Source organism: Brevibacillus choshinensis, from assembly GCF_016811915.1.
Classification (GTDB): Bacteria; Bacillota; Bacilli; order Brevibacillales; family Brevibacillaceae; genus Brevibacillus; species Brevibacillus choshinensis_A.
Genome location: NZ_CP069127.1, coordinates 184,319 through 207,500 on the forward strand (window position 1 = coordinate 184,319; position 23,182 = coordinate 207,500).

At 50.6% G+C, this 23,182-nt stretch carries 25 protein-coding genes (1 of these 25 only partly in view); all 25 read left to right on the forward strand.

Annotated elements, in window-relative coordinates; genetic code table 11:
- Nucleotides 1-92: 92 nt before the first annotated feature.
- Nucleotides 93-431, forward strand: a complete 339-nt coding sequence (locus JNE38_RS01085; RefSeq protein ID WP_203354891.1) for a DUF3870 domain-containing protein — start codon at nt 93-95, stop codon at nt 429-431.
- Nucleotides 432-668: 237 nt separating this feature from the next.
- Nucleotides 669-1,607, forward strand: a complete 939-nt coding sequence (locus JNE38_RS01090; protein WP_203354892.1) for an ABC transporter permease — start codon at nt 669-671, stop codon at nt 1,605-1,607.
- Complete coding sequence (locus JNE38_RS01095) at nt 1,604-2,521, forward strand: ABC transporter permease (protein ID WP_203354893.1); 918 nt, start codon at nt 1,604-1,606, stop codon at nt 2,519-2,521. The genes JNE38_RS01090 and JNE38_RS01095 overlap by 4 nt, the downstream gene beginning before the upstream one ends.
- A 6-nt stretch (nt 2,522-2,527) precedes the next feature.
- Nucleotides 2,528-3,553 (forward strand): ABC transporter ATP-binding protein, encoded by a 1,026-nt coding sequence (locus tag JNE38_RS01100; RefSeq protein ID WP_203354894.1) that lies wholly within the window; start codon nt 2,528-2,530, stop codon nt 3,551-3,553.
- Nucleotides 3,554-3,698: 145 nt separating this feature from the next.
- Nucleotides 3,699-5,351, forward strand: coding sequence for a peptide ABC transporter substrate-binding protein (locus tag JNE38_RS01105; protein ID WP_203354895.1), 1,653 nt, complete (start codon nt 3,699-3,701; stop codon nt 5,349-5,351).
- A gap of 153 nt (nt 5,352-5,504) precedes the next feature.
- Nucleotides 5,505-6,599, forward strand: coding sequence for a mandelate racemase/muconate lactonizing enzyme family protein (locus tag JNE38_RS01110; RefSeq protein ID WP_203354896.1), 1,095 nt, complete (start codon nt 5,505-5,507; stop codon nt 6,597-6,599).
- A 2-nt stretch (nt 6,600-6,601) separates the two neighbouring features.
- On the forward strand, nt 6,602-7,522 hold the full coding sequence (locus tag JNE38_RS01115; RefSeq protein WP_203354897.1) for a C40 family peptidase: 921 nt from the start codon (nt 6,602-6,604) through the stop codon (nt 7,520-7,522).
- A gap of 26 nt (nt 7,523-7,548) precedes the next feature.
- Nucleotides 7,549-8,508, forward strand: coding sequence for an ABC transporter ATP-binding protein (locus JNE38_RS01120; RefSeq protein ID WP_203354898.1), 960 nt, complete (start codon nt 7,549-7,551; stop codon nt 8,506-8,508).
- Between the two features lie 261 nt (nt 8,509-8,769).
- Nucleotides 8,770-9,714, forward strand: coding sequence for a sigma-70 family RNA polymerase sigma factor (locus JNE38_RS01125; RefSeq protein ID WP_203354899.1), 945 nt, complete (start codon nt 8,770-8,772; stop codon nt 9,712-9,714).
- Nucleotides 9,715-9,874: 160 nt separating this feature from the next.
- Nucleotides 9,875-10,747 carry an Hsp33 family molecular chaperone HslO gene (gene hslO, locus JNE38_RS01130; protein ID WP_203354900.1) on the forward strand — a complete coding sequence of 291 codons (873 nt, stop codon included), beginning with the start codon at nt 9,875-9,877 and terminating at the stop codon, nt 10,745-10,747.
- Between the two features lie 29 nt (nt 10,748-10,776).
- Entirely contained in the window at nt 10,777-11,682 is a 906-nt protein-coding gene (locus tag JNE38_RS01135) for a peptidyl-prolyl cis-trans isomerase (protein ID WP_203354901.1), read from the forward strand.
- 80 nt (nt 11,683-11,762) lie between these two features.
- Nucleotides 11,763-12,695, forward strand: coding sequence for a cysteine synthase A (gene cysK, locus JNE38_RS01140; protein WP_203354902.1), 933 nt, complete (start codon nt 11,763-11,765; stop codon nt 12,693-12,695).
- A gap of 121 nt (nt 12,696-12,816) precedes the next feature.
- A complete protein-coding gene (locus tag JNE38_RS01145) occupies nt 12,817-14,310 on the forward strand; it encodes an anthranilate synthase component I family protein (RefSeq protein ID WP_203354903.1) in 1,494 nt (497 codons plus the stop codon).
- Between the two features lie 17 nt (nt 14,311-14,327).
- Entirely contained in the window at nt 14,328-14,912 is a 585-nt protein-coding gene (pabA, locus tag JNE38_RS01150; RefSeq protein ID WP_203354904.1) for an aminodeoxychorismate/anthranilate synthase component II, read from the forward strand.
- 256 nt (nt 14,913-15,168) lie between these two features.
- A complete protein-coding gene (locus tag JNE38_RS01155; protein ID WP_203354905.1) occupies nt 15,169-16,812 on the forward strand; it encodes a PhoX family protein in 1,644 nt (547 codons plus the stop codon).
- A gap of 20 nt (nt 16,813-16,832) precedes the next feature.
- On the forward strand, nt 16,833-17,075 hold the full coding sequence (gene tatA / locus JNE38_RS01160) for a twin-arginine translocase TatA/TatE family subunit (RefSeq protein ID WP_203354906.1): 243 nt from the start codon (nt 16,833-16,835) through the stop codon (nt 17,073-17,075).
- A 76-nt stretch (nt 17,076-17,151) separates the two neighbouring features.
- A complete protein-coding gene (gene tatC / locus JNE38_RS01165) occupies nt 17,152-17,874 on the forward strand; it encodes a twin-arginine translocase subunit TatC (protein WP_203354907.1) in 723 nt (240 codons plus the stop codon).
- A gap of 44 nt (nt 17,875-17,918) precedes the next feature.
- The gene (gene pabC / locus JNE38_RS01170) at nt 17,919-18,767 is read left to right on the forward strand and encodes an aminodeoxychorismate lyase (RefSeq protein ID WP_203354908.1); all 849 of its coding nucleotides are present in this window, start codon (nt 17,919-17,921) and stop codon (nt 18,765-18,767) included.
- A gap of 409 nt (nt 18,768-19,176) precedes the next feature.
- Complete coding sequence (gene folP, locus JNE38_RS01175; protein ID WP_343071680.1) at nt 19,177-20,016, forward strand: dihydropteroate synthase; 840 nt, start codon at nt 19,177-19,179, stop codon at nt 20,014-20,016.
- Nucleotides 20,009-20,380 (forward strand): dihydroneopterin aldolase, encoded by a 372-nt coding sequence (gene folB, locus JNE38_RS01180; protein ID WP_203354910.1) that lies wholly within the window; start codon nt 20,009-20,011, stop codon nt 20,378-20,380. The genes folP and folB overlap by 8 nt, the downstream gene beginning before the upstream one ends.
- Nucleotides 20,377-20,907: a 2-amino-4-hydroxy-6-hydroxymethyldihydropteridine diphosphokinase gene (folK, locus tag JNE38_RS01185; RefSeq protein WP_203354911.1), complete on the forward strand. Its 531-nt coding sequence runs from the start codon at nt 20,377-20,379 to the stop codon at nt 20,905-20,907. The genes folB and folK overlap by 4 nt, the downstream gene beginning before the upstream one ends.
- Nucleotides 20,859-21,068 carry a helix-turn-helix domain-containing protein gene (locus JNE38_RS01190; RefSeq protein ID WP_203354912.1) on the forward strand — a complete coding sequence of 70 codons (210 nt, stop codon included), beginning with the start codon at nt 20,859-20,861 and terminating at the stop codon, nt 21,066-21,068. Before folK ends, JNE38_RS01190 begins: the two co-directional genes overlap by 49 nt.
- 90 nt (nt 21,069-21,158) lie before the next feature.
- Nucleotides 21,159-22,187: a tRNA dihydrouridine synthase DusB gene (gene dusB, locus JNE38_RS01195; protein ID WP_203354913.1), complete on the forward strand. Its 1,029-nt coding sequence runs from the start codon at nt 21,159-21,161 to the stop codon at nt 22,185-22,187.
- Nucleotides 22,188-22,403: 216 nt separating this feature from the next.
- A complete protein-coding gene (greA, locus tag JNE38_RS01200; protein ID WP_047074771.1) occupies nt 22,404-22,880 on the forward strand; it encodes a transcription elongation factor GreA in 477 nt (158 codons plus the stop codon).
- Nucleotides 22,881-22,981: 101 nt separating this feature from the next.
- Nucleotides 22,982-23,182, forward strand: the start of a protein-coding gene (gene lysS / locus JNE38_RS01205; RefSeq protein WP_203354914.1) for a lysine--tRNA ligase. 1,326 nt of this gene lie beyond the right edge of the window; only the first 201 of its 1,527 coding nucleotides appear in the window; its start codon is at nt 22,982-22,984; its stop codon lies beyond the right edge, outside the window.

The following is a 23,182-nucleotide window of genomic DNA, read 5'->3' on the forward strand; positions in this document are numbered from 1 at the left end:
AAGCGCTTAGCCAGCTTGCGATTGTAAGGAAGTAGCTCTCCGAACGTCTCGCATGGCCGGCCTTTTAAGTGCTACAAGGTGAGGTTTTCGAAGTGTTTGACAAAGATACCATTTATATCGTTGGCGATGCTCAGTCTTCTTCCAACAATCCGATCACACAGCAGTTCAGCGCATTTTTTATTGGATTGGTTGTCGATACGTCAAATGACAAGATCGTCGATGCAGCCTGTTCTTCTACAGTTCAGCTGACATCTGATTTCGCCAGATCTATTTTTATTGGCCACTCGATTCTGGCATCTGATGAGATTGGAGAAGAAATTCGTTATCGGTATTTTGGATCTTCCCAAAAGACATTGATTGCAGCGTTTAAAGACGCACAAAAGAAGTACAAACAGGCTATTTCCGTCCGAACCAAGACAGAGGTGCGGTAAATAGTACATAGGCTGCTTTATTTATTCGTATGCACGGCATACACGTAAGTAAAACCCAGCAAATGCCACCGTCGTGTTGAGCATTTTGCTGGGTTTTTGTTTATTGTGGTGCACATGCATCTCGGTCGCCCACCCAAGGGCAGACTCGTCCACGAATCTTGCCATTCTGTTCCGCCAACCTGCAGCAACCCATCCACGCTGTTCTACCAGAATGATTGTCTAGAAGGAGGAGATTCCTTGCTATCATTTGTTTTTCGCAGATTTATCTCCATGCTCGTTACTCTTTGGCTCATCATTACCCTGACCTTCTTCCTCATGCATGCGGTACCTGGATCTCCTTTTGAAAAGGATGGGAAAGGGCTGAATGAGGCAGTGGCAGCCAACCTGAATGCCTACTACAACCTGGATAAGCCTCTCATTGTCCAGTATGGGTTGTATCTCAAGCAGCTCGTTCAATTCGATCTGGGACCGTCTATCGCGAACAGCTCGGATACGGTAAACAAAATGATAGCCCGCGGATTTCCAGTCTCGTTTCAGCTCGGGGTTGTCGCCATTCTCTTTGCGATCATAACAGGGATTGCGCTCGGTGTGATCGCTGCATTGCGGCATAACCGGCTGATTGACTACCTCGCAATGATCATCGCCGTTGTCGGGATATCGGTTCCGAGCTTTGTCGTCGCTTCTCTTTTGATCAAATATTTGGCGGTGGAGTGGAAGCTGTTGCCGACAGCCACTTGGGGTACCTGGCAGCACGTGATCATGCCCGCGCTTGCTCTGGCATTCGGCCCGATTGCCATCATTGCCCGCCTCACCCGTACGAACATGCTGGAGGTATTGACCCAGGAGTACATCGAAACCGCACGGGCAAAAGGCTTGTCACCCGCGACGATTGTATTCAAGCACGCCTTGCGCAATGCGATTTTGCCAGTTGTGACTCTGCTTGGGGCGCTCATTGCGAACGTACTGACGGGTAGCTTTGTTATCGAAAAGATCTTTGCGATTCCGGGTATGGGCAAGTACTTTGTGGCGGGGATCAACAACCGCGATTATTCCGTCATTATGGGAACCACCGTTTTCTACAGTGCCTTGCTCATTTTCATGATGTTCGTCGTGGATGTCCTGTACGGCATCATTGATCCGCGAATCAAGTTCCACGGAAAGGAGAGCGAAGGATGATTGTTTCTGATGAATTGTTTGTCCCGATGAGAAAAGACAGCTCCAATACGGAAGCGATTGTACGACCTCAACTGACCTATTGGCAGGGAGCGTGGCTCCGGCTCCGCGGCAACAAACTGGCGCTGGCAGGACTCGTCATCATTATTTTGCTGGGTGCTATGGCGCTTGTCGGTCCGATGATTTCCGGTCATGACTATGCCAAGCAGTCCATCATCACCAAAAACAAAGGACCTTCCGATACGTACTGGTTTGGGACCGATGAATTTGGTCGTGATGTCTTTACACGCGTATGGTACGGTGCGCGCATTTCTCTATTCGTAGGCCTGATGGCTGCACTGATCGATTTCTTTATTGGTGTCTTGTACGGAGGGATTTCCGGTTACATGGGTGGCCGGGTAGACAATATCATGATGCGATTCATTGATATTTTGTACGGTCTTCCTTATCTGCTTGTCGTCATTTTGCTGATGGTCGTGATGGGACCTGGGCTATTGACCATTATCGTTGCTCTCAGTGCGACGGGATGGATCGGTATGGCCCGCACGATTCGCGGTCAGGTGCTGCAAATGAAAAACTCGGAGTACGTGCTGGCTGCAAAGACCATGGGAGCAAAGCCTTTCTACATCATTCGCAAGCATTTGCTGCCAAACACGATCGGGATCATCATCGTGTACGTGACTCTGTCAGTTCCTACTGCCATTTTCTCGGAAGCCTTTCTCAGCTTCCTCGGTCTCGGGGTTCAGGCTCCGCAAGCGAGCTGGGGCGTAATGGCCAACGACGGGCTGTCGACCATTTTGTCGGGTCACTGGTGGAGACTCTTCTTCCCGGCTTTCTTCATATCCTTGACGATGCTTGCGTTCAACGTTCTCGGTGACGGTTTGCGGGATGCGTTCGATCCGAAGTCAGGGAGGTAGGTCAACATGGAAAAGCGGGAAACATTGCTGGAAGTAAACGGATTGCGCGTGGTATTCAAAACACACGGTGGGGAAGTCAATGCGGTCAGGGATGTCACCTTCTCCTTGAAAAAAGGGGAGACACTCGCAATCGTTGGTGAGTCTGGCTGTGGGAAGAGCGTCACCGCCAAGAGCATTATGAGGCTGGTGCCTGAGCATATCGGAAAAATCGCAGGAGGAAGCATCCTCTTCAAGGGAAAAGATTTGGCGAAGCTGCCTGAAAAGGAAATGCGGGAAATGCGCGGCTCCGAGATCTCGATGATCTTTCAGGATGCGATGACATCGTTGAACCCGACGATCTCCATCGGAGAGCAGATCATGGAGGGTATTATCCGGCATCAAAAGGTCTCCAAGGCGGAAGCCAAACGACAAGCCATCGAAATCTTGCATCTGGTGGGAATCGCGAATCCAGAGAGCCGATTGAAACAATATTTGCATCAATTCAGCGGCGGGATGCGGCAGCGGATTATGATTGCGATCGCACTGGTGTGCAAGCCGTCCATTCTGATCGCCGATGAGCCGACTACAGCGCTGGATGTGACGATTCAGGCCCAAATAATCGACTTGTTCAAAAGCATTCAAGAAAAGACGGGTGTCTCGATCATCATCATCACGCATGACTTGGGGGTAGTAGCCAAGATTGCGGACCGAGTCAACGTCATGTACGCCGGTAAAGTGGTGGAGTCCGGTCCGGTGAGTGACATTTTCTACAATCCGCAGCACCCCTACACAAAAGGATTGCTCGCTTCCATGCCGCGACTGGATGCGGATCGCGCTATTCCGCTGAGTCCCATCCCGGGTACGCCTCCCGATTTGTTTGCGCCTCCACCCGGCTGTGCCTTCGCCGCACGCTGTGATTACGCGCTGGAGGTATGCCGCAACTACCAGCCGGCTGAGACAAATGTCCATGGAAGCCATGCAGTCTCCTGTTGGCTCCAGGATCCGCGGGCGAAAAAAATGCTGGCTGCCATGCAGGCACCGACAGGAACCTGATCTCCATCGGTTCATCGTTGCGAGTGATGCTTGGGAGCAGGCTGACCCAAGGTTCAAGCAGTGGTTGATTCTGTGTAAAAGAGGGTGTCGTCTTACGGCGCTATCCTTTTACGACATATAAAAAAGTATAAGGGGGAAGAAAACAGTGAAAAAATTATCTACACTCCTGTTGTCTGCTTCATTGGCTGCTTCCATGCTGATCGCTGGATGTTCATCCGGCCAGCCAGCGAACAACGCGGCACCGCCAGCTGCCAACAATCAAACGGCTCCAACGCCACAGGATCAAGCAGCCAAGCTCTTGCTCTTGAACAACATCAAGGAACCGACTTCCTTGGATCCGCCGATTGGTTTTGACGAGCCATCCTACAACATTTTGAACAACCTGATGGAAGGGTTGACCCGTCTGGATGCTGACCAAAAGCCTCAGCCTGCAGCAGCGACAGAATGGCAGATCTCTCCGGATGGAAAAGTCTACACCTTTAAACTCCGTGACAACAAATGGACCAATGGAGATCCGGTAACAGCACAAGATTTCGAATACGCATGGAAACGCATGCTCGATCCAAAGCTGGCATCATCCGCAGCTCCTCTCGCTTACATTATTGAAGGAGCAGAAGCGTACAACAGCGGTAAAGGTTCGGCTGATGACGTAAAAGTCAAAGCATTGGATGACAAGACACTGGAAGTTACTTTGGCGCAGCCTGCTTCCTGGACACTCTTGCTCGCTTCCAATCCAGCTTTCTTCCCTGTGCATAAAGCAACGGATCAAAAAGATCCAAAATGGGCAGCAGAAGCGTCTACTTTTGTAGGAAATGGACCATTTAAGCTGACTGAATGGGCACATGACAGCGAATTGAAAATGATGAAAAACGAGAACTACTGGGATGCGGCAAACGTGACCCTCGCTGGTGCCGTTTGGAAAATGATTGACGATGAAAATACCGAGTACCAAATGTTCACCAATGAAGAGCTGCACAGAACGACGACTGTTCCTGCTGACATGGCAGACCAGCTGTTCAAAGATGGAAAAGTCTTGGTGAAAGACGGAGCGGGTACGGAGCTCTATCGCTTCAACGTAACCAAAGAGCCATTCGACAACAAAAATATCCGTAAAGCGTTCAGCATGGCGATTGATCGTCAAACCCTGGTAGATCTGGTGCTGATGCGCAAACAAAAGCCAGCTACCGGTTTCGTTTCCTATGGTCTTCCTGATGCAAACGGAGCGGGTCAGTTCCGTGAAGTAGGCGGCGACCTCACTAAATTCGATCCAGCAGAAGCGAAAAAACTGTTGGAACAAGGCATGAAAGAAAAAGGCTACACCCAATTGCCAGAAGTGACGCTGACTTATCGCAGCGGAACCAACTACGAGAAAACAGCGCAAGCCCTGCAAGAAATGTTCAAGCAAAACCTCGGTGTTGATGTGAAGCTCCAAAAGGTAGAAGGTAAAGTGCTCACGGACATGCAAAAGCAACTGCAATTCCAGCTGGCGCGCTCTTCCTGGCTGCCTGATTTCGGTGACGCAATCAACTTCCTGGACATCTTCCAAACAAAGAGCCCAAGCAACCGTACGGGCTGGAGCAATGCTCAATTTGACAAGCTGATTCAGGATGCGTATAAAGAGGCGGATGATACAAAGCGTATCCAAATGCTGCATGACGCAGAGAAAATCTTGCTGGACGAAGCTCCGATCGCACCATTGTACTTCTACAACACATCCTTGCTGCAAAGCGACAAGGTTAGCGGAATCGAGAGCACATCTCTCAGCTACACTGACTTGAGAAAGGCTGTTGTGAAGTAAATAGCAATTGCCGGGAGAAGTCATTTCCGTGTAAATGGAATGACTCTCCCCCTTTTTTGCTGATTGTTTTAATGGTGCTATAATAAATTATGTTTTTGTCAAACAAAATAGAAAAATCAACAAGAATAGCACTATGAGAAGATGGAGGAAAACATGATTATTCAAGCCATCGAAGTAAAAAGAATTTCTGTTCCATTGAAAAAGCCATTTAAAACGGCGTTGCGCACGGTCCATAACTTGGAGTCCATCCTGGTCAAAATCACCTGCGACAACGGCATGGTGGGCTGGGGAGAAGCTGCCGCGACAGTTGTGATTACGGGTGACAGCATCGAGAGCATTGAATCTGCTATCTTGAATACCATGAAGCCGCAATTGATTGGATTGAATCTCGTTTCGTATGAGCAAGTCTTCCATACCCTGCATCAATCCATGGTGGGCAATAGCAGCGCGAAAGCGGCGGTGGACATTGCCCTGTACGATTTGATTTCGCAACGCGCCGGGATGCCTTTGTACCAATTCCTCGGCGGATATCGCCAACAGCTGGAGACCGACTACACCGTAAGCGTAAACTCACCCAAGGAGATGGGCGAGGATGCTGCTGCTTATTTGAAGGATGGCTTTAACGTTCTGAAGATCAAGGTGGGCAAGGATAACATCGAGGATGACATTTTGCGCATCCAGGAAATTCGCAAGGCAGTAGGCAATCAAGTGAAGATTCGTCTTGATGCCAACCAGGGATGGAATGTCAAAGAAGCTGTTCGTTCGATTCGCAAAATGGAGGATATGGGTCTCGACATCGAGCTGATCGAGCAACCGGTGAAAGCTCATGATCTGGAAGGGTTGAAAGTAGTGACGGATTCGGTAGATACACCGATCATGGCCGACGAAAGCGTCTTCTCACCAGCCCAAGCTTTGCAGGTTTTGCGTGACCGTGCTGCCGATCTGATCAATATCAAGCTGATGAAAGCGGGCGGAATTTTCAAGGCACAATTGATCAACCAAATGGCAGAAGAACATGGTATTCCATGCATGGTTGGCAGCATGATCGAATCTCGCCTCGCCGTCTCGGCAGCCGCTCATTTTGCAGCCAGCAAGAAAAACATTACGCGCTTTGACTTTGATGCTCCACTTATGCTCCTGCACGATGGCATTGATGGTGGCGTGACCTACGAGGGTCGAGTCATGACCATGCCGGATGCTCCAGGACTGGGGATTCGCTCTGTCAGCCTGTGGGAAGGGAGAGAATAATCATGAAATCCGCAATTGTAGCCGTTTCCGTAGCGACGGTATGGACGAAGCCGGATTCTCCGCGTGACCTGGACCGAGCTGCACTGACTGTCCCTGTGGACGCTCGCGGGTGGCTTGCTTCTCTCACCATCGAGGAGAAGCTTGGTTTTTACGACAACAACATGATTCAGACTCAGGCGCTGTTTGGGACGCGGGTCGAAGTAGAGGAAGAGCAAGGGGAATGGTCCCGTGTCCTGATTCCAGATCAATCCTGCAAGAAAAACGAGATTGGTTACCCGGGCTGGATTCCGTCCAACCAACTGGCTCCGTGGTCAGAAGCGTTTGACGTAAAAGAGGGCCAAAAGCTGGCGTTGGTGACCGCGTCGATTACCCACTTGTACACGACGGATAAGCAAAAAGGGATCGAGCTGGCGTATTTGACCCGACTGCCGCTCCTCTCCGAAACGGCGGATAGCGTCATCGTAGCCACTCCATTCGGGGAAGGATTGCTTCGCAAAGAAGATGTGAAAATCGTTCAGGCAAACGAAGTGATCGAGGTCGCAGGAAATCGCGGCGTGGCGATTGTGGAGCACGGCAAACGATTCCTCGGACTGCCTTACCTGTGGGGCGGCATGTCCTCGTATGGATACGACTGCTCCGGCTTTGCCTACAATATGCATCGTTCCGTTGGCATTCAGATCCCTCGCGACGCATCGGATCAAGCGAGAGCTGGCCAACTGGTGGAAAAAGAAGATTTGCTCCCCGGCGACCTGCTATTCTTTGCCTTTGAAGAAGGAAAAGGCAGAGTCCATCACGTGGGCATTTACATGGGCGATCAGCAAATGATTCATTCACCTGATTCGAGAGGCGCGATCGAAATCGTCAAGCTCGATGACACTTACAGACTGATCAAGGAGCATTGCATCTCGAGACGATACTGGTAAACGGATAACGGGGGAGGAGTGGCCAGATGCAAAAAAAGAAGCTGGTCCAGGTAAAGAACCTAACGAAAACCTTCACGATGGGAAAAGGGCTATCGCTCAAGGCAGCGGATAACGTTTCCTTTGATATTTATGAGGGAGAGACATTCGGGCTGGTAGGCGAATCTGGCTGCGGAAAATCGACGACAGGTCGGACCATTATCGGCTTGTACAACCCGACGTCTGGAGAAGTCCTTTTCGACGGGCAGAATGTTCATAAAGCATCCGCGAGCGAACGCAGCAAGCTGACTCACAACATGCAGATGATTTTTCAGGATCCGTATGCATCCTTAAATCCGCGAATGAATATTGCTGAAATCATCGCGGAAGGTCTGCATTTGAACGGGCTCTACAAGGGAAAAGAGAGAATGCAGCGCGTGATCGAGCTGCTGGAGATGGTGGGTTTGCAAAAAGAGCACGCCAATCGCTTTCCGCACGAATTCAGCGGTGGCCAGCGCCAACGGATCGGGATCGCCCGGGCTCTGGCAGTGAATCCTCGGTTTGTGATCGCGGATGAGCCGATTTCCGCGCTGGATGTATCCGTTCAGGCCCAGGTCGTCAACCTGATGAAGAACCTGCAGCGGGAGCAGAACCTGACCTACCTGTTTATCGCGCATGATTTGGCGATGGTGAAGCATATCAGTGACCGCATCGGCGTGATGTACTTGGGAAACATGGTCGAGATGACCGAGAGTGAAAAACTCTACGATTCTCCCAAGCATCCCTACACGCAAGCATTGCTGTCGGCCATCCCCGTCCCCGATCCTGATCTGGAAAAAAGCCGGGAGCGCGTCATCATTGAAGGGGACGTCCCGAGCCCGATCAATCCTCCCAGCGGGTGTGTGTTCCGGACGCGCTGCCCTGTTGCCAAAGAGGTGTGTGCTCAGCAGAAGCCTGTTTGGCAGGAAGTCGACACCAACCACTTTGTCGCCTGTCATTTGTATCAATAATCGACTGATTTTTTTACATCATTCGACATAGTTTGCAAACACCATCCTTTCTTATGAGGGTGGTTTTTTGCGCTTGGAGCTACGAAAATCCCTCTTTTCATGGAAACGCTTCCACCGTATTTTTATGTAAAGTACTGTTAATATTCTGTAAACAAGCAGGAATTGGACGACTTTTGTCGAAATACCGATACTATAAACATCTGGTAACAACTAGGCCAAACTTCATCGTGAATTTCCATTCCAGAGAAGTGAGGGTTGCATATGGCTCTGAGTACATCCTCATTCCAATCGACCCCCCGTCGTTGGCGGGAAGTCGAGACACAGCTAGGAATCACTGTGCCCCGGTCGCTCCGATCAGACACGTCTGCCCTGTTGTTTTTGGAAAGCGTAGCTGCAACACCCATGTTGGACAAAGAAGAAGAAATGGATTGTTTGGTTCGCTACCAACAAAACGCCGATATGGAAGCCAGGGAAACTCTGGTGCGTGCTTATCTTCGTTATGTCGTCAGCACCGCTTTAAGGCACTTGAAGCGAGGCATGCCATTTCTCGATTTGATTCAAGAAGGAACCATTGGTTTGTTTACCGCTATTGATAAGTTTGATGTGAATCGCGGAGTTCGTCTCTACCATTATTCTCACTGGTGGATTTCGCAGGCGATTACACGTGCGATCAATGACAAAGGAACGTTGATTCGCATTCCCGTTCACATGCATGAACAAATTCGCCAGTATCAAAAGCAAGTGCTGCATTTGGTGCACGCCCTGAATCGTACGCCAGATCGCTCCGAAATAGCCGGACTGCTCGATATCCCATTAGAAAAAGTAGATGCCATAGAGCTAGCTTTGATGATGAAAATGGAGTCCCTCGATGCCGAGCTGGACAGCGAGAATTGGCTGACTGGGCACGAAGACGAATCCCTGAGCTACGCCGAGATCATGGTCGATGGCGAGTCGTCCCTCGATGACTGGATCGAGAAGGTGGATCTTCGCTCACAGATGAGAGCTGCACTTGAGCGGCTCAGCCCTCGTGCCCAAGAGATCATTTCCATGAGGTACGGCCTGTACGACGATCAGGTGTATACCTTAGAGGAAGTTGGCAAAATGTTCGGTCTGACACGTGAGCGCATACGCCAGATTGAAGCGACCACGATTGACAGGCTGCGCACCCAGAAGGCCTCACGCGTATTAAAGGATTATTTAACGTGATATAGATCCGAAAACCCCCCCTCGCTGACTGAGGGGGTTTTTCGTACATTCGGAAAAGTGTCGGCTGGCACCGGGGAAGGGGCGTAGTCTTTCTTTCTTGTGGTAAACTGTATAGATACGGCTTTTCGATTTTTTCATTTTGCAAAGGAGGATCGCCTTCATGAGCGATTATTTAATAAGAGCAACTGGATTTAACGGGCACGTTCGAGCTTTCGCAGCGCGGACGACCACGACTGTAGAAGAAATGCGCTGCCGCCACGACATGTGGAATACAGCTACCGCGGCTGCAGGACGCACACTTACCGTCACTTTGATGATGGGTGCGATGCTAAAAGGAGAAGAGAGCATCTATGTCAAAGTAAAAGGAGGAGGACCGATCGGCCAGATCATGGCAGAAGCCAATGCGCACGGAGAAGGTGTCGCGTATGTGACCGAACCGCATGTTCATTTTGAGCTCAATGAGTTGGGCAAGCTGGATGTGCGGCGTGCAGTTGGGACTGACGGCTTTGTGTACGTGACAAAGGATCTCGGACTGAAAGAACCGTACCAAGGCAGCTCGCCAATCGTGTCTGGTGAAATCGGAGAGGACTTTACCTACTATTTCGTGACCTCCGAGCAGACGCCATCCGCTGTAGGAGTAGGCGTCCTGGTCAATCCTGAGGATCGCTCCGTGCTGGCTTCTGGCGGTTTCATTCTCCAGCTTTTGCCGAATACACCGGAGGAAGTAGTAGCGCAAATGGAAGAGCGGCTGAGCGGACTGCCGCAAGTGTCTCGAATGATCGGAGAAGGACTGTCACCAGAAGAAATTTTGGCGAAGGTTCTGGATGAGCCGAAGATCCTCAGCCGTACCGACATCAACTTTACGTGCAAATGTTCCTCGGAGAAAGTGAGCCAAGCGCTGATCAGTCTCGGACGTGAGGAGATTCAGAGTATGATCGAGGAACAGGGGGAGGCAGAAGTATACTGCCATTTCTGTAATGAACGATACCATTATGACAAGTCCGCGTTGGAGGACATCATGAAAGACATGTAAGCGCGGCGATTAGCTGGGGAGAGGATGGCATGACCAACACGAAGGGGTTGTGGGCATTCATCGGAGCGCTGGTCGTACTGCTGCTTGTCGTGACGTGGTCGTGGTACCAGTCGTCAGGCAAGCTGCAGTCTGCCGCGGTCGTCGGGGGAGCAACGATTAGCGAGGCGGAGTATGTAAACACGCTCAAGCAAAAATTCGGAAAGCAAGTCTTGAAAGACATGGTTGATCGTGAAGTCGTGTTTCAGGCTGCCAAACAGCAGGGAATTTCGGTGGATGCCAAGCTAGTTGATCAAGAGATCGCACAAATCCGTGAGAGTTACGGAAGTGAAACGGACAGCGAATTCCAACAGGCATTGATCCAGCAGGCGGGTACGACGGTCGAAGCATTGCGGCAAGAAATCACGTACCAGCAGCTGCTTCAGACGCTGGCCACCCAGGACATTGTCATCAAAGACGAAGATTTGCTCGCTTATTACAACAACCACCCCGAGCGCTATGCAAGGCCGATGCAGATTAGACTCTGGGAGATTGTCGTAGCCTCCCAGGAAGAGGCTGGCCAAGTCATTTCCGAGCTAAAGCAAGGTGCTGATTTTCAAGCGTTAGCCAAAGAAAGGTCAATTGATTCTCTGACAGCACCAAATGGGGGAGACATGGGGTGGTTATCGCTGAACGATACGCGGCTACCCGATGCTTCCAAGGACATTGTGGAGAATCTGGGCACCAAGAAAAACAGTGATCCAGTAAAACGGGATGATGGTAACTACGTGATTTACCGGATCGCCGAACGCAGGGAAGCTCAGCAGCAATCCTTTGATCAGGTCAAGGAAGCGATCCGCAGGGAGCTTGCTTTCGCCCAGGTAGAATCTCTCGACGATGTACTGGAGAAACTGCGAAAATCCGTAGGAGTCACGATTTCTGGGCAAATGCAGCATTGACCAAATGGGCAACGGTTGATACAATTATACTAATAAAACCTAGCAAATTACTCGGCTATAAAAATAAGGAGGCAGGACAGATGCGCGTGGCGAATTCCATTACCGATTTGATTGGGTCAACACCTTTAGTAAAGCTTAATCGCATTGTGAGCGAAGATATTGCAGACATTTACTTAAAGTTGGAATTTTTCAACCCAGGAAGCAGCGTAAAAGACCGGATTGCGCTTTCCATGATCGAAGCTGCTGAGGCAGATGGCAGTCTGAAACCGGGTGACACGATCATCGAGCCTACGAGCGGAAATACAGGGATCGGTTTGGCAATGGTTGCAGCCGCCAAAGGATACCGTGCCATTCTGGTCATGCCAGAGACGATGAGTATCGAGCGTCGCAACCTGCTGCGCGCGTATGGAGCCGAGCTGGTACTGACTCCTGGGAGCGAAGGCATGGGGGGAGCGATTCGCAAAGCCGAAGAGCTCGCGAAAGAAAATTCCTCCTACTTTATCCCTCAACAATTCAAAAATGCTGCGAACCCTGCTGTTCACCGCGAAACGACTGCACGTGAATTGTTGGATCAAGCGAAAGAAATCGGCGGCGTAGACGCGTTCATTTCTGGAGTTGGTACGGGTGGAACGATTACAGGCGTGGGTCAGGTGCTTCGTGAAACCTATCCAAACGTGAAAATTGTAGCGGTCGAGCCAGCTGCGTCTCCGGTTCTCTCCGGCGGCAAACCAGGTCCGCATAAAATCCAAGGGATCGGTGCAGGCTTTGTTCCGGAAATTCTCGACACCCAAATCTACGATGAGATCATTAAAGTAGAGAACGAGGATGCGTTTGAAACCGCACGTCGTGTAGCGCGTCAGGAAGGAATTCTGGGAGGCATCTCTTCCGGAGCCGCGATCCACGCAGCGCTGAAAGTAGCAGCCGAGCTGGGTAAAGGGAAAAAAGTGATCGTGATCATTCCTTCGAACGGTGAGCGCTACCTGTCGACTCCGCTGTATCAATTCGAAGACTAAGAGAGACTGGATTTACCAGGACCACGCAAGGTCAGTTTTGGCCGCGTGGTCTTTTCTTTTTGTATCGGTCAACTATATAATGGACGGATAATACATCCTTCAGACCGGAGCGTGAAAAGGATTGTTTTCCCCAACGTTTACTGACTGCCAGACCTATGCAAATCGTTACCCACTCGTGCCGATTGCGGTGCGCAAGCCATGGCCGGACCATCTTGATCCTTGGCAAGTGCTGACGACCCTTCATCCTGCCCTGCAAAATGCTGTTTTGCTAGAGAGTGGGCGAGCTGGACGCTATACCTTTTTAGCCTATGAGCCTGTAGCGACCTTGCGCAGCAAGCGAGGACAGACGATCGTCTCCTACCCAAACGGCAAGAAGGAAAGCCTGACAGGAGATCCCCTGTCTGCCCTTCGCGAGCTTTTGACTCAATACCAGGCGCCCGTGATTCCAGACATGCCAGATTTTTCAGGCGGTGCGGTAGGGTATATGAGCTACGACATGAACCGCTTTTTTGAGCCAAGCCTGCCTCAGATCGCGACTGACGACTTACAGTTGCCAGACCTGTATGTTATGATAATGCAAGACCTTCTTGTCTTTGATCATGTGACACGCGAAATGATCGTCTTGACCCACCTGGCTTCGGAAGGCTTAACCGAAGAGATTTACCAAAAAGCTGTAGATTCGCTGGAAAATCGAGCGAATGTGCTGGAAGGGCTCGCTATGATCCCGGATGAGATCGACTGGGATGCGTTGCGAAAGAGACCGCTGGCGCAGGTGACACCAGCATCGGTATCGTTTGGGAAGGATCAATTCGAGGATGCCGTTCGCCGGGTTCAGGCGTATATAGCGCAGGGAGATGTGTTTCAGGTCAATTTGTCCGTTCGGCAAAGCAAGCCCATGAATGTGACGGCACCTGATGTCTACGCAGTCCTGCGTAAGCTGAATCCATCTCCGTACATGGGGTACCTCCATTTCCCCGAGTTTCAGCTGGTCAGCGCTTCTCCAGAGCTGCTGGTCAAAGTGAAAGGAAAAGAGGTGCATACGCGTCCAATTGCAGGGACTCGTCCGCGGGGGCAAAGCGAGGAGCAGGATGAAGCGCTGGCACGTGAGCTGATCGATAACGAAAAGGAACGCGCCGAGCACGTCATGCTGGTCGATCTGGAGAGGAACGACCTGGGGCGTGTGTGCCGTTTTGGCAGTGTGGAAGTGAGCGAGTTCATGGTTGTGGAGAAGTACTCCCATGTCATGCACATCGTCTCCCATGTAAAAGGCGAGCTGGCAGCAGACAAGGATGCGTTTGATGCTGTAGCGGCTGCTTTTCCGGGAGGTACGATCACAGGGGCGCCAAAGGTCCGAACGATGGAAATCATCGAGGAGCTGGAGCCTGTCAAACGGGGCGTGTACACCGGTTCAATCGGTTGGTTTGGCTTCAATGGCGAGGTCGAAGTCAACATCGCCATTCGTACGATGGTGGTCAAGGATGGCACGGCTCACGTTCAGGCGGGAGCGGGAATCGTCATTGATTCCGTGCCAGAGGCAGAGTACGCGGAGTCGCTGAAAAAAGCAGAAGCGTTGTGGAAAGCACTTGAGCTTAGTGAGCAGAGAACGATGAGTTGAGAGGAGACGAGTGTATTATGATTCTGATGATTGATAATTACGATTCCTTTACCTACAATTTGGTGCAATATGTGGGGGAGCTGGGCGAAGAGCTGCAGGTTTACCGCAACGACAAAATTACGCTGGCGGAAATCGAGCGATTGGCCCCTGACTATCTGATGATTTCACCGGGACCTTGCACGCCGAATGAAGCGGGCATCAGCATGGATGTCATCCGTCATTTCGCAGGGAAGATTCCGATCATGGGAGTCTGCCTGGGTCATCAGTCCATCGGGCAAGTTTTTGGAGGCAAGGTCATCCGTGCCGAGCGTTTGATGCATGGAAAGACGTCCGAAGTTTTTCATGATGGGAAAACGATTTTCGAGAACATTCCGTCGCCGTTCACTGCGGCCCGTTACCACTCCCTGATCGTCGAGGAGTCCTCGATTCCAAGCGAGCTGGAGGTAACCGCTCGAACGGCTGAAGGTGAGATCATGGCAATCCGCCACCGGGAGTATCCGATTGAAGGAGTGCAGTTCCACCCGGAATCGATCATCACCCAGCATGGAAAGCAGCTGCTGAAAAACTTCCTGAACGCATATTCGCGTCATGCGACGGTATAACGATAACTTGAAATAGAAGAATGCCGCCCTGTTTAGTGGGCGGCATTTTTGTGTTCTCCGTGGAATTGCGCTGTTTTTTTGTTTCTTCCTCTATTGCACCTGCCATCTGCTGTGTTTACCAAACCGAAACAGAACATTCCTTACAGCAAATTTACACAGGAAGGGATTTCTTAACAGGGTCTTTATACAGCGTTAACCGGGCGTAGATATAAGGCATGTACAATTTGAAGAAAGATGACGAAAAGGAGCGATTGACATGGATGTAAATCGTCGACAATTTTTGACTTATCTTGGAGCAGGAACAGCTGCTTTGGCTTCGATGGCTACCGGTATTCCCGCACTTGCAGCAGGAGCTACTCTTTCCGGAAAAACCGCTGACCATCTGTTTGGCCTCGAGAATAAAAAGCACAACTTCAACCCGAAATTCAAAGCGATTCATCCTACCACCAAAGACGATGTCGTATTGCCAGACGGTTTCAAATACGACGTTATCGCTTCTTACGGAGATAAAATCAACGCAGCTGGAGATACGTTTGGATTCAACAACGACTTCACCTGTTACCTGCCGATCGATGGCAAGCCTGACCACGGTCTTCTGTGGGTAAACCACGAATATTTGGGTGAGCTGGAGTATTACGTTACCGGCTACGACTACCTGAATGCAGATCCTGATAACAATACGCGCACACCTGATCAAATCAAAAAATATTTGTATGCCCTCGGTGGTTCCATTATTGAAATTAAAAAAGAAAACGGAAAATGGAAGCTGGTCTCCGACTCAAAGTACGGCCGTCGTGTCAGTGGTTTGACCAAGCATGCAATGACTGGCCCAGCACAATCGATCGCCAAAGAAGTGACAGGGACATTTGCGAACTGCTCCGGTGGCGTCACGCTCTGGAATACGGTACTGTCCTGCGAGGAAAACTTCCTGGATGTCGTAGGGGATTGCAAGCTTCCAGATGCCAACCACTACGGCTGGGTCATCGAGGTAGATCCATTCGATCCGAAATCTACGCCGAAAAAGCATACAGCACTGGGCCGCTTCTCTCATGAAAACACAGCGATGGTGCTTGCTCCAACAGGTCAGCTGGTTGTTTACATGGGCGACGATGCCAAAGACCAATACGTGTACAAATACGTTTCCAAAGCCAAGTTTGACCTGAAAGCGGGCAAATCGAACTCCAAACTGCTGGAAGAGGGTACGCTGTACGTGGCTAACTTCGGAAAAGGCAAATGGATTGCATTGGACTACGCAACAAATGAAGCTCTGCAAAAAGCTAAAAATAGCGAAGGAAAACCATTGTTCACATCTCAAGCAGACGTATTGGTCAACTGCCGCGAAGCTTCCAAGGCGGTAGGGGCTACGCCGATGGACCGTCCAGAAGACCTCGAAGTACATCCGATCGACGGATCTGTCTTTATCGCGCTGACCAACAACGACAAGCACGGCAATTTCTACGGCCAAATCGTTCGTCTGTTTGAAAAAGATGGAAATCATGCTGGCGGCGAATTTACTTTTGAAATTTTCGCAGCGGGTGGACCGCAAAGCGGTTTTGCGGCACCAGACAACATGGCGTTCGACAGTGCCGGCAACCTGTGGGTTGTGACGGACATTTCTTCCTCTTCCATGAACAGCGGCATTTACAAAACATTCGGGAACAACGGTGTATTCTTTATTCCGACAACAGGCAACAGCAAAGGCATGGCCGCCCAATTTGCTTCTGCTCCAGTCGGTGCGGAAATGACAGGTCCTTGGTTTACGCCAGACGAAAAAACGCTGTTCCTCTCTGTACAGCATCCAGGTGAGAACCTGAAGGGCTACGACCAGCCGACCAGCCATTGGCCAAAAGGCGGCAGCTCTGTTGCCATGCCAAGCGTGATTGCCATCACAGGTTTCTAGGATAAGGAGTGTAGTCATTTATGCTATCGACCATCGGGATACCTGGTTTGATTCTGATTTTGATTATTGCGCTGGTGATTTTCGGTCCCAGCAAACTGCCGGAAATCGGGCGTGCTTTTGGTCGAACGTTGACTGAATTTAAAACTGCGGCAAAAGATTTGACGAAAGATGATGAAGAAGGCAAGGACAAGGCTGTAAAAGGTTCGACACCGGATCTTTCGGCAGCTGGGATCCAAGAAGACGCATTGAAACGAGTCAACTAAACCAGTTCGAGGGGAAGGTGGTGCGCGTTGCTGCGCATTGCCTTTTTCCTTTTAGCTTGCAGGAGGAGGGTTTCATATGAGTCGGGAGATGCCTTTTTTGGAGCATTTGTCTGACCTGCGTCGCAGGCTCTTGATCGTTGGGGTGTCGCTCGTGCTGAGCGTACTGATCTGTTTTTTGTTTGTCGATCATATTTATCAATTATTAGCGAGCCGCTCAGGGGAAAAGCTGGCCATTCTCGGGCCAGGCGACATATTGTCGATCTATGTGAAGCTGTCCGCAGTCGGCGGGATTGCCTTTACGATTCCGATTGCAGCCTACCAGGCGTGGCGATTCGTCGTACCGGCTTTGCAGGAGAGAGAACGCAAAGTGGCATTGATGTACATCCCGGCGCTGTTCCTGCTCTTTCTTCTGGGACTTTCCTTTGCCTATTTCGTCTTGTTTCCAATGATGTATCACTTTGTCCTGGGCCTGTCCAACGGCAACTTCGATCTGGTCATCACCGCAAACGATTATTTTACCTTCATGCTGAATTTGTGCCTGCCTTTCGGGCTGCTGTTTGAACTGCCGGTAGTGGTTCTGTTCTTGAGTCACTTGGGCATCTTAAATCCGCACCGCTTGGCCAAAATGCGAAAACCGGCTTACCTCGTGCTGTCTATCATCTCGATTACCATCACACCGCCTGATTTTCTCTCCGATGTCATGGTGATCGTTCCCTTGATCGTGCTGTACGAAATATCGATCAGTATATCGCGTCTGATACACAGAAAGCGCACGCAGGAATCTGCGTTATCCTCATAAGTGTGGTATGATGCTCTCAATCAAGTTTTCGGGAGAGGGCAAGCATGCATGTTTATGTGAATGGGACAATCTATCCGGCAGAGGAGGCCAGCGTTTCCGTACTGGACCATGGCTTTTTATACGGGATCGGATTGTTTGAGACCTTACGCGTTTATGATCGTCGCCTGTTTTTATGGGAGGCACATTACGCCCGGCTTTGTTCCGGGCTTTTGGCATTGCGCATTATGCCTGCCTGGACGTCAGAGGAGCTGGCGGATGCTGTGCTGCAGACGATCGAGGCAAATGGACTGCGGGATGCCTATGTACGACTCAGTATTACTGCTGGACCGGAAGGCGTCGGGCTCGTAGCAGGTGGCTACGAACGCCCATCGCTTTTTGTGTTTGCGAGGCCAGTTGCTCCGCTGACAGACCCGCCGCAGCCGAAGCGTCTGCAGACTCTCGAACTGCCGCGTCAGACAGCCGAAGGGCATCAGCGCTTCAAGTCCCACAACTACCTCAATAACGCGCTCGCCAAACTGGAGCTGGGCAAAGCGCCGTCCGATGTGGAGGGCTTGTTTTTGACCCATGACGGCTATTTGGCTGAAGGGATTGTCAGCAATCTGTTTTGGGTGACGGAAGGATGTTTATTTACTCCAGCCCTGGAGACAGGCATTTTGGACGGGGTGACTCGGCAGCATGTTCTCTGGCTGGCAAAGCAGCTCGAGCTGCCGACTGTAGAAGGCAGGTTTCGACTGGAGGCTTTACGGGAAGCAGATGAAGTGTTCGTTACCAATTCCGTTCAGGAGATCGTCCCGGTGCGGGAAATAGACGGACATATAGTCACCTCATCCTATGGGAAACACACACGTGAACTGCACCGCGCCTACCGACAGTCTATAGCGATAGGAAAGTAAATTATGGTATGCTACTATTCAACATGTTACGACGGAAAAGGGAGCAAAGCTCATGAGGTACAATCCATTTCTAATCCATGCAGCGACTCGCGAGGAGCTTGCAGCAGAGCTGTCCAAACGAGGAGTCACTCCTGGTGAGATTGATCGTTTGGCGCGGTTGGATGCAAGCACACGGATTCATTTGGAGAACTTGACTGAGGAAGAAGCAGGGGTGCTGCGGCAGGGCATGCTGTCGGTTGGCGGAGAAGCCATCGTGGCCGGACAGCCTGGCAAAGCGAATAGGCACACTGCTTTTCTCATGTCGACTCGCTCACAGCTGGGGGCGCTTCTGGAACGTTTGACGGAAAGAGGGGCGCTTTTGCATACGGTTTCGGCAGAGATTCGGGAGGTTTTAGCTGCTCCTGAGAGGTTGTTCGAGAGACGTGAGCTGGTTTGCGGCCGTCATGTTTTGCCTTTAGGTGAGCGCACGTTGATCATGGGGATTCTGAATGTCACTCCGGATTCATTTTCCGACGGAGGTAAGTTTGTCGATCTCGACCAAGCAGTGGCTAGGGCGCGTGCCATGGTGGAGGCGGGAGCTGATCTCATCGACATCGGGGGCGAATCCACGCGGCCGGGCTCTGTACCGGTGGACGAAGCGGAAGAGCTGGACAGAGTGCTGCCAGTCATTCGCATTTTGTCGCAGGAGCTCTCTGTGCCATTATCAATCGATACGTACAAGCCGGAAGTGGCCGATCGGGCTATTCAGGCAGGGGCCCACATCATCAATGATATATGGGGGGCAAGACGGGATCGACGTATGGCAGAGGTAGCTGCACGGCATGGAGTCCCGATTATTCTGATGCACAATCGGGAAGACACGGATTACCAAGACTTCTTTGCCGATTACGTACGGGATTTGAGGGAGTCAGTCGAAATTGCTCGATCTGCTGGCGTTTGGCCGGACAAGATTGTCCTCGATCCAGGCATCGGATTTGTCAAATCCTTGGAGCAGAATCTCGAAACCATGCGCAGGCTCGATGATCTCGTGGCATTGGGTTATCCTGTTTTGCTCGCGACATCGCGAAAAAGGATGATTGGACATGTATTGGACACGCCTGTTGATGAGCGAGTGGAGGGAACGGCTGCCACTGTCGCTCTGGGAGTGACCAAGGGCTGTCATATGGTGCGGGTGCATGATGTAAAAGAAATGAAGCGCGTAGCCAAGATGATGGATGCGATGCTTAGGGGAGGCATATCGGTTGGATAACATCTATTTCAACGGCATGTCGTTTTATGGCTATCACGGTGTGTTCGGAGCCGAGGCAGAGCTGGGGCAGCGATTTTACGTCGATCTAGCATTGGCGCTCGATCTGTCCAAAGCGGGGGCAAGCGACGACCTCAACGATACGGTGAATTACGCAGAAATTTTTAGCTGTGTGAAGCAAATCGTGGAGGGTGAGCGGTACAACCTGGTGGAAAGGCTGACGGCACGGATCGCCGAGCAGCTGCTTGTCCAATTTCCTTTCAGGGAAGCCAAGGTAAAGGTGACGAAGCCAAATCCGCCAATCAACGGCCATTATGAATCCGTAGCCATTGAAATGACACGTCGCAGAGAGGATTTTCGCTCATGACCGTCTGTGCTTACCTCGCACTCGGATCCAATATCGGCGATCGCGTGCTGACCCTGCAGCAAGCAATCAGGAAATTACATGAACAACCCGGAATGCAAGTGTCACGGGTATCATTCGTATACGAAACCGATCCAGTCGGTTATGTCGATCAGGATGCGTTCCTCAATATGGTGGTGGCGGTTGAGACTAGTCTTTCTGCAGATGAGCTGCTGAATGCGGCGCTGTCTGTCGAAAAAGAGCTCGGACGGGTCCGCACCATTCGCTGGGGACCGCGGACCATTGATATTGATGTGCTGTTGTACGATCAAGCTACCATTCAGAATGAGCATCTCATGATTCCGCATCCAGCGATGACAGAGCGAGCTTTTGTATTGGTCCCTCTACGCGATGTTTGGGAGGGCGAAGCTTTGCCTGTGTACAACCAGTCCATTGATCATTTTCTATCGCAATTGGCAGAGGATCACAAGGGGGTACGTAAGTGGGGAGCAATCAATTGGGAAACCGAATCCGGTCCTTCCGAAAGCTAAAGGGGTATACACAACAGTCCCTTTCGGAAAAGCTGGGAGTGTCCTTATCGTTTGTCGGATCGCTGGAGAGAGGTACCAGGATGCCGACAGAACCTGTTTTGCGTAAGATCGCCAGCACTTTACAGGTCGATTACGATGAATTGTGTGCTATAAATAAATGATGATGACTTTTGGATAGGTCAGTCCTCTCCAAGCAACCCGCCGTGATGCAAACGTCTTGAATCAGAGCGGGAATCAGGAGGTCGAAATAGATGAAAATCGGAAATATTGAATTGAAGAACAATGTGGTATTGGCTCCAATGGCGGGAGTCTGCAATCCTGCCTTCCGTTTGATTGCCAAGGAGTTTGGTACCGGATTGGTTTGCGCCGAAATGGTGAGTGATAAAGGAATCGTGCACGGCAACAAGAAGACCATCGAAATGCTCTATGTCGACGAGCGCGAAAAGCCACTAAGTTTGCAGATTTTTGGCGGGGACAAGGAAACGCTGGTGGCTGCGGCGAAACATGTAGATCAACATACCAATGCTGATATCATCGACATCAATATGGGCTGTCCTGTGCCTAAGATCACGAGCTGTGATGCGGGCGCGCGTCTGCTGCTCGATCCCAACAAGATTTACGAGGTAGTATCGGCTGTAGTCGATGCGGTCGAGAAGCCGGTGACCGTCAAAATGAGATTGGGTTGGGATGATGAACACCTGTATGTGATTGACAACGCGAAGGCCGTAGAACGCGCTGGCGGTAAAGCGATCGCAGTTCACGGACGTACGCGTGTTCAAATGTACAAGGGACATGCAGACTGGAGCTGGATTGGTCGTGTGAAGGAAGCTGTCTCGATCCCGGTTATCGGGAATGGGGATGTCGCTACTCCGGAAGACGCTCGCCGTATGCTCGACACCACTGGTTGCGATGGCGTCATGATCGGCCGTGCTGCACTCGGTAATCCCTGGATGCTATACCGGACGATTCAATACCTGACTACAGGCGAGCTGGCAGCGGAACCGAGCGTTCGTGAAAAGATGGACATTTGCCTGTTGCACGCAGAGCGTTTGATCGCGTTGAAGGGTCCTCGTGTAGGTGTTCTGGAAATGCGGAAACATGCGGCGTGGTATTTGAAAGGTTTGAAGGGCTCTACCCATACCAAGAATTTGATTAATGCGGTAGAGACGGAAGATGAGCTTCGTCGCATTTTGCTGGACTATGTCGATTGGGTCGAAAACTACGCGGATGACGCTTCAGAGCCGGTCGAAACGGCCCAAAATGAAGCGGTTAGCTACTAGTTTTGATCGCCGTTCCAAACATTGACAAGGGTTCCTTCATATCCTATAATACTCCGTAATATTGGGAGCCAAGCTGCCAGTTCACGCTGGCAGCTTTACCTATGAATCCTCACATGCGTTTATGATCTGCTGTATATTGTATAGAACAACTACATATAATCCTTTGTACTTTACCCAGTACGAATGGAATCATTTTTTAAACGGGGGAATTGGATTATGTCTGAAAAAGAAGTCATCCTTACACCAGAAGGTTTAACAAAGCTGGAACAAGAGCTCGAAGATTTGAAAACGGTTAAACGGAAGGAAGTAGCTGCTCGCATTAAAGAAGCGATCAGTTTTGGTGATATTAGCGAGAACTCTGAGTATGAAGAAGCAAAAAATGAACAGGCGTTCATCGAAGGTCGCATTCTGACTCTGGAAAAAATGCTTCGGAATGCTCGCATCATCACGAATGAAGATGTGGATACCGGTGTAGTAAGTGTCGGTTCCAGAGTGAAGCTCAAAGACTTGGAATTCGGTGATGTCGTAGACTACACGATCGTAGGTTCCGCTGAATCCGATCCGATGAACAACAAGATTTCCAATGAGTCTCCGGTAGGTCAAGCGCTTTTGGGTAAAGCGAAAGGCGCCATCGTGGATGTAAACGTTCCAGCCGGGGTTATTCAATACGAAATTCTCGATATCAACTTGTAAGCAGCAACCACATGGCGTACCTTCAATAGGTACGCCGTATCGCTATTTATTCGACCTGCGCAAATCTGGCAATGCAGGTATTTTTTAGAGGAGTGAGTAGGATGTCCAACGAGCAAGACTTGCAACATGAACAGGAGCAAGAACAAGAAGAGCAATTGCATGAGCTTCTGCAGGTGCGCCACGATAAAATGGATCAGCTGCGCGAGTGGGGCTTTGATCCGTTCGGTAAAAAATTCGAGCAAACCCATCATGCAGACGAGATCGTCAAAGCTTTTGCGGACAAGTCCAAGGAAGATCTGGAA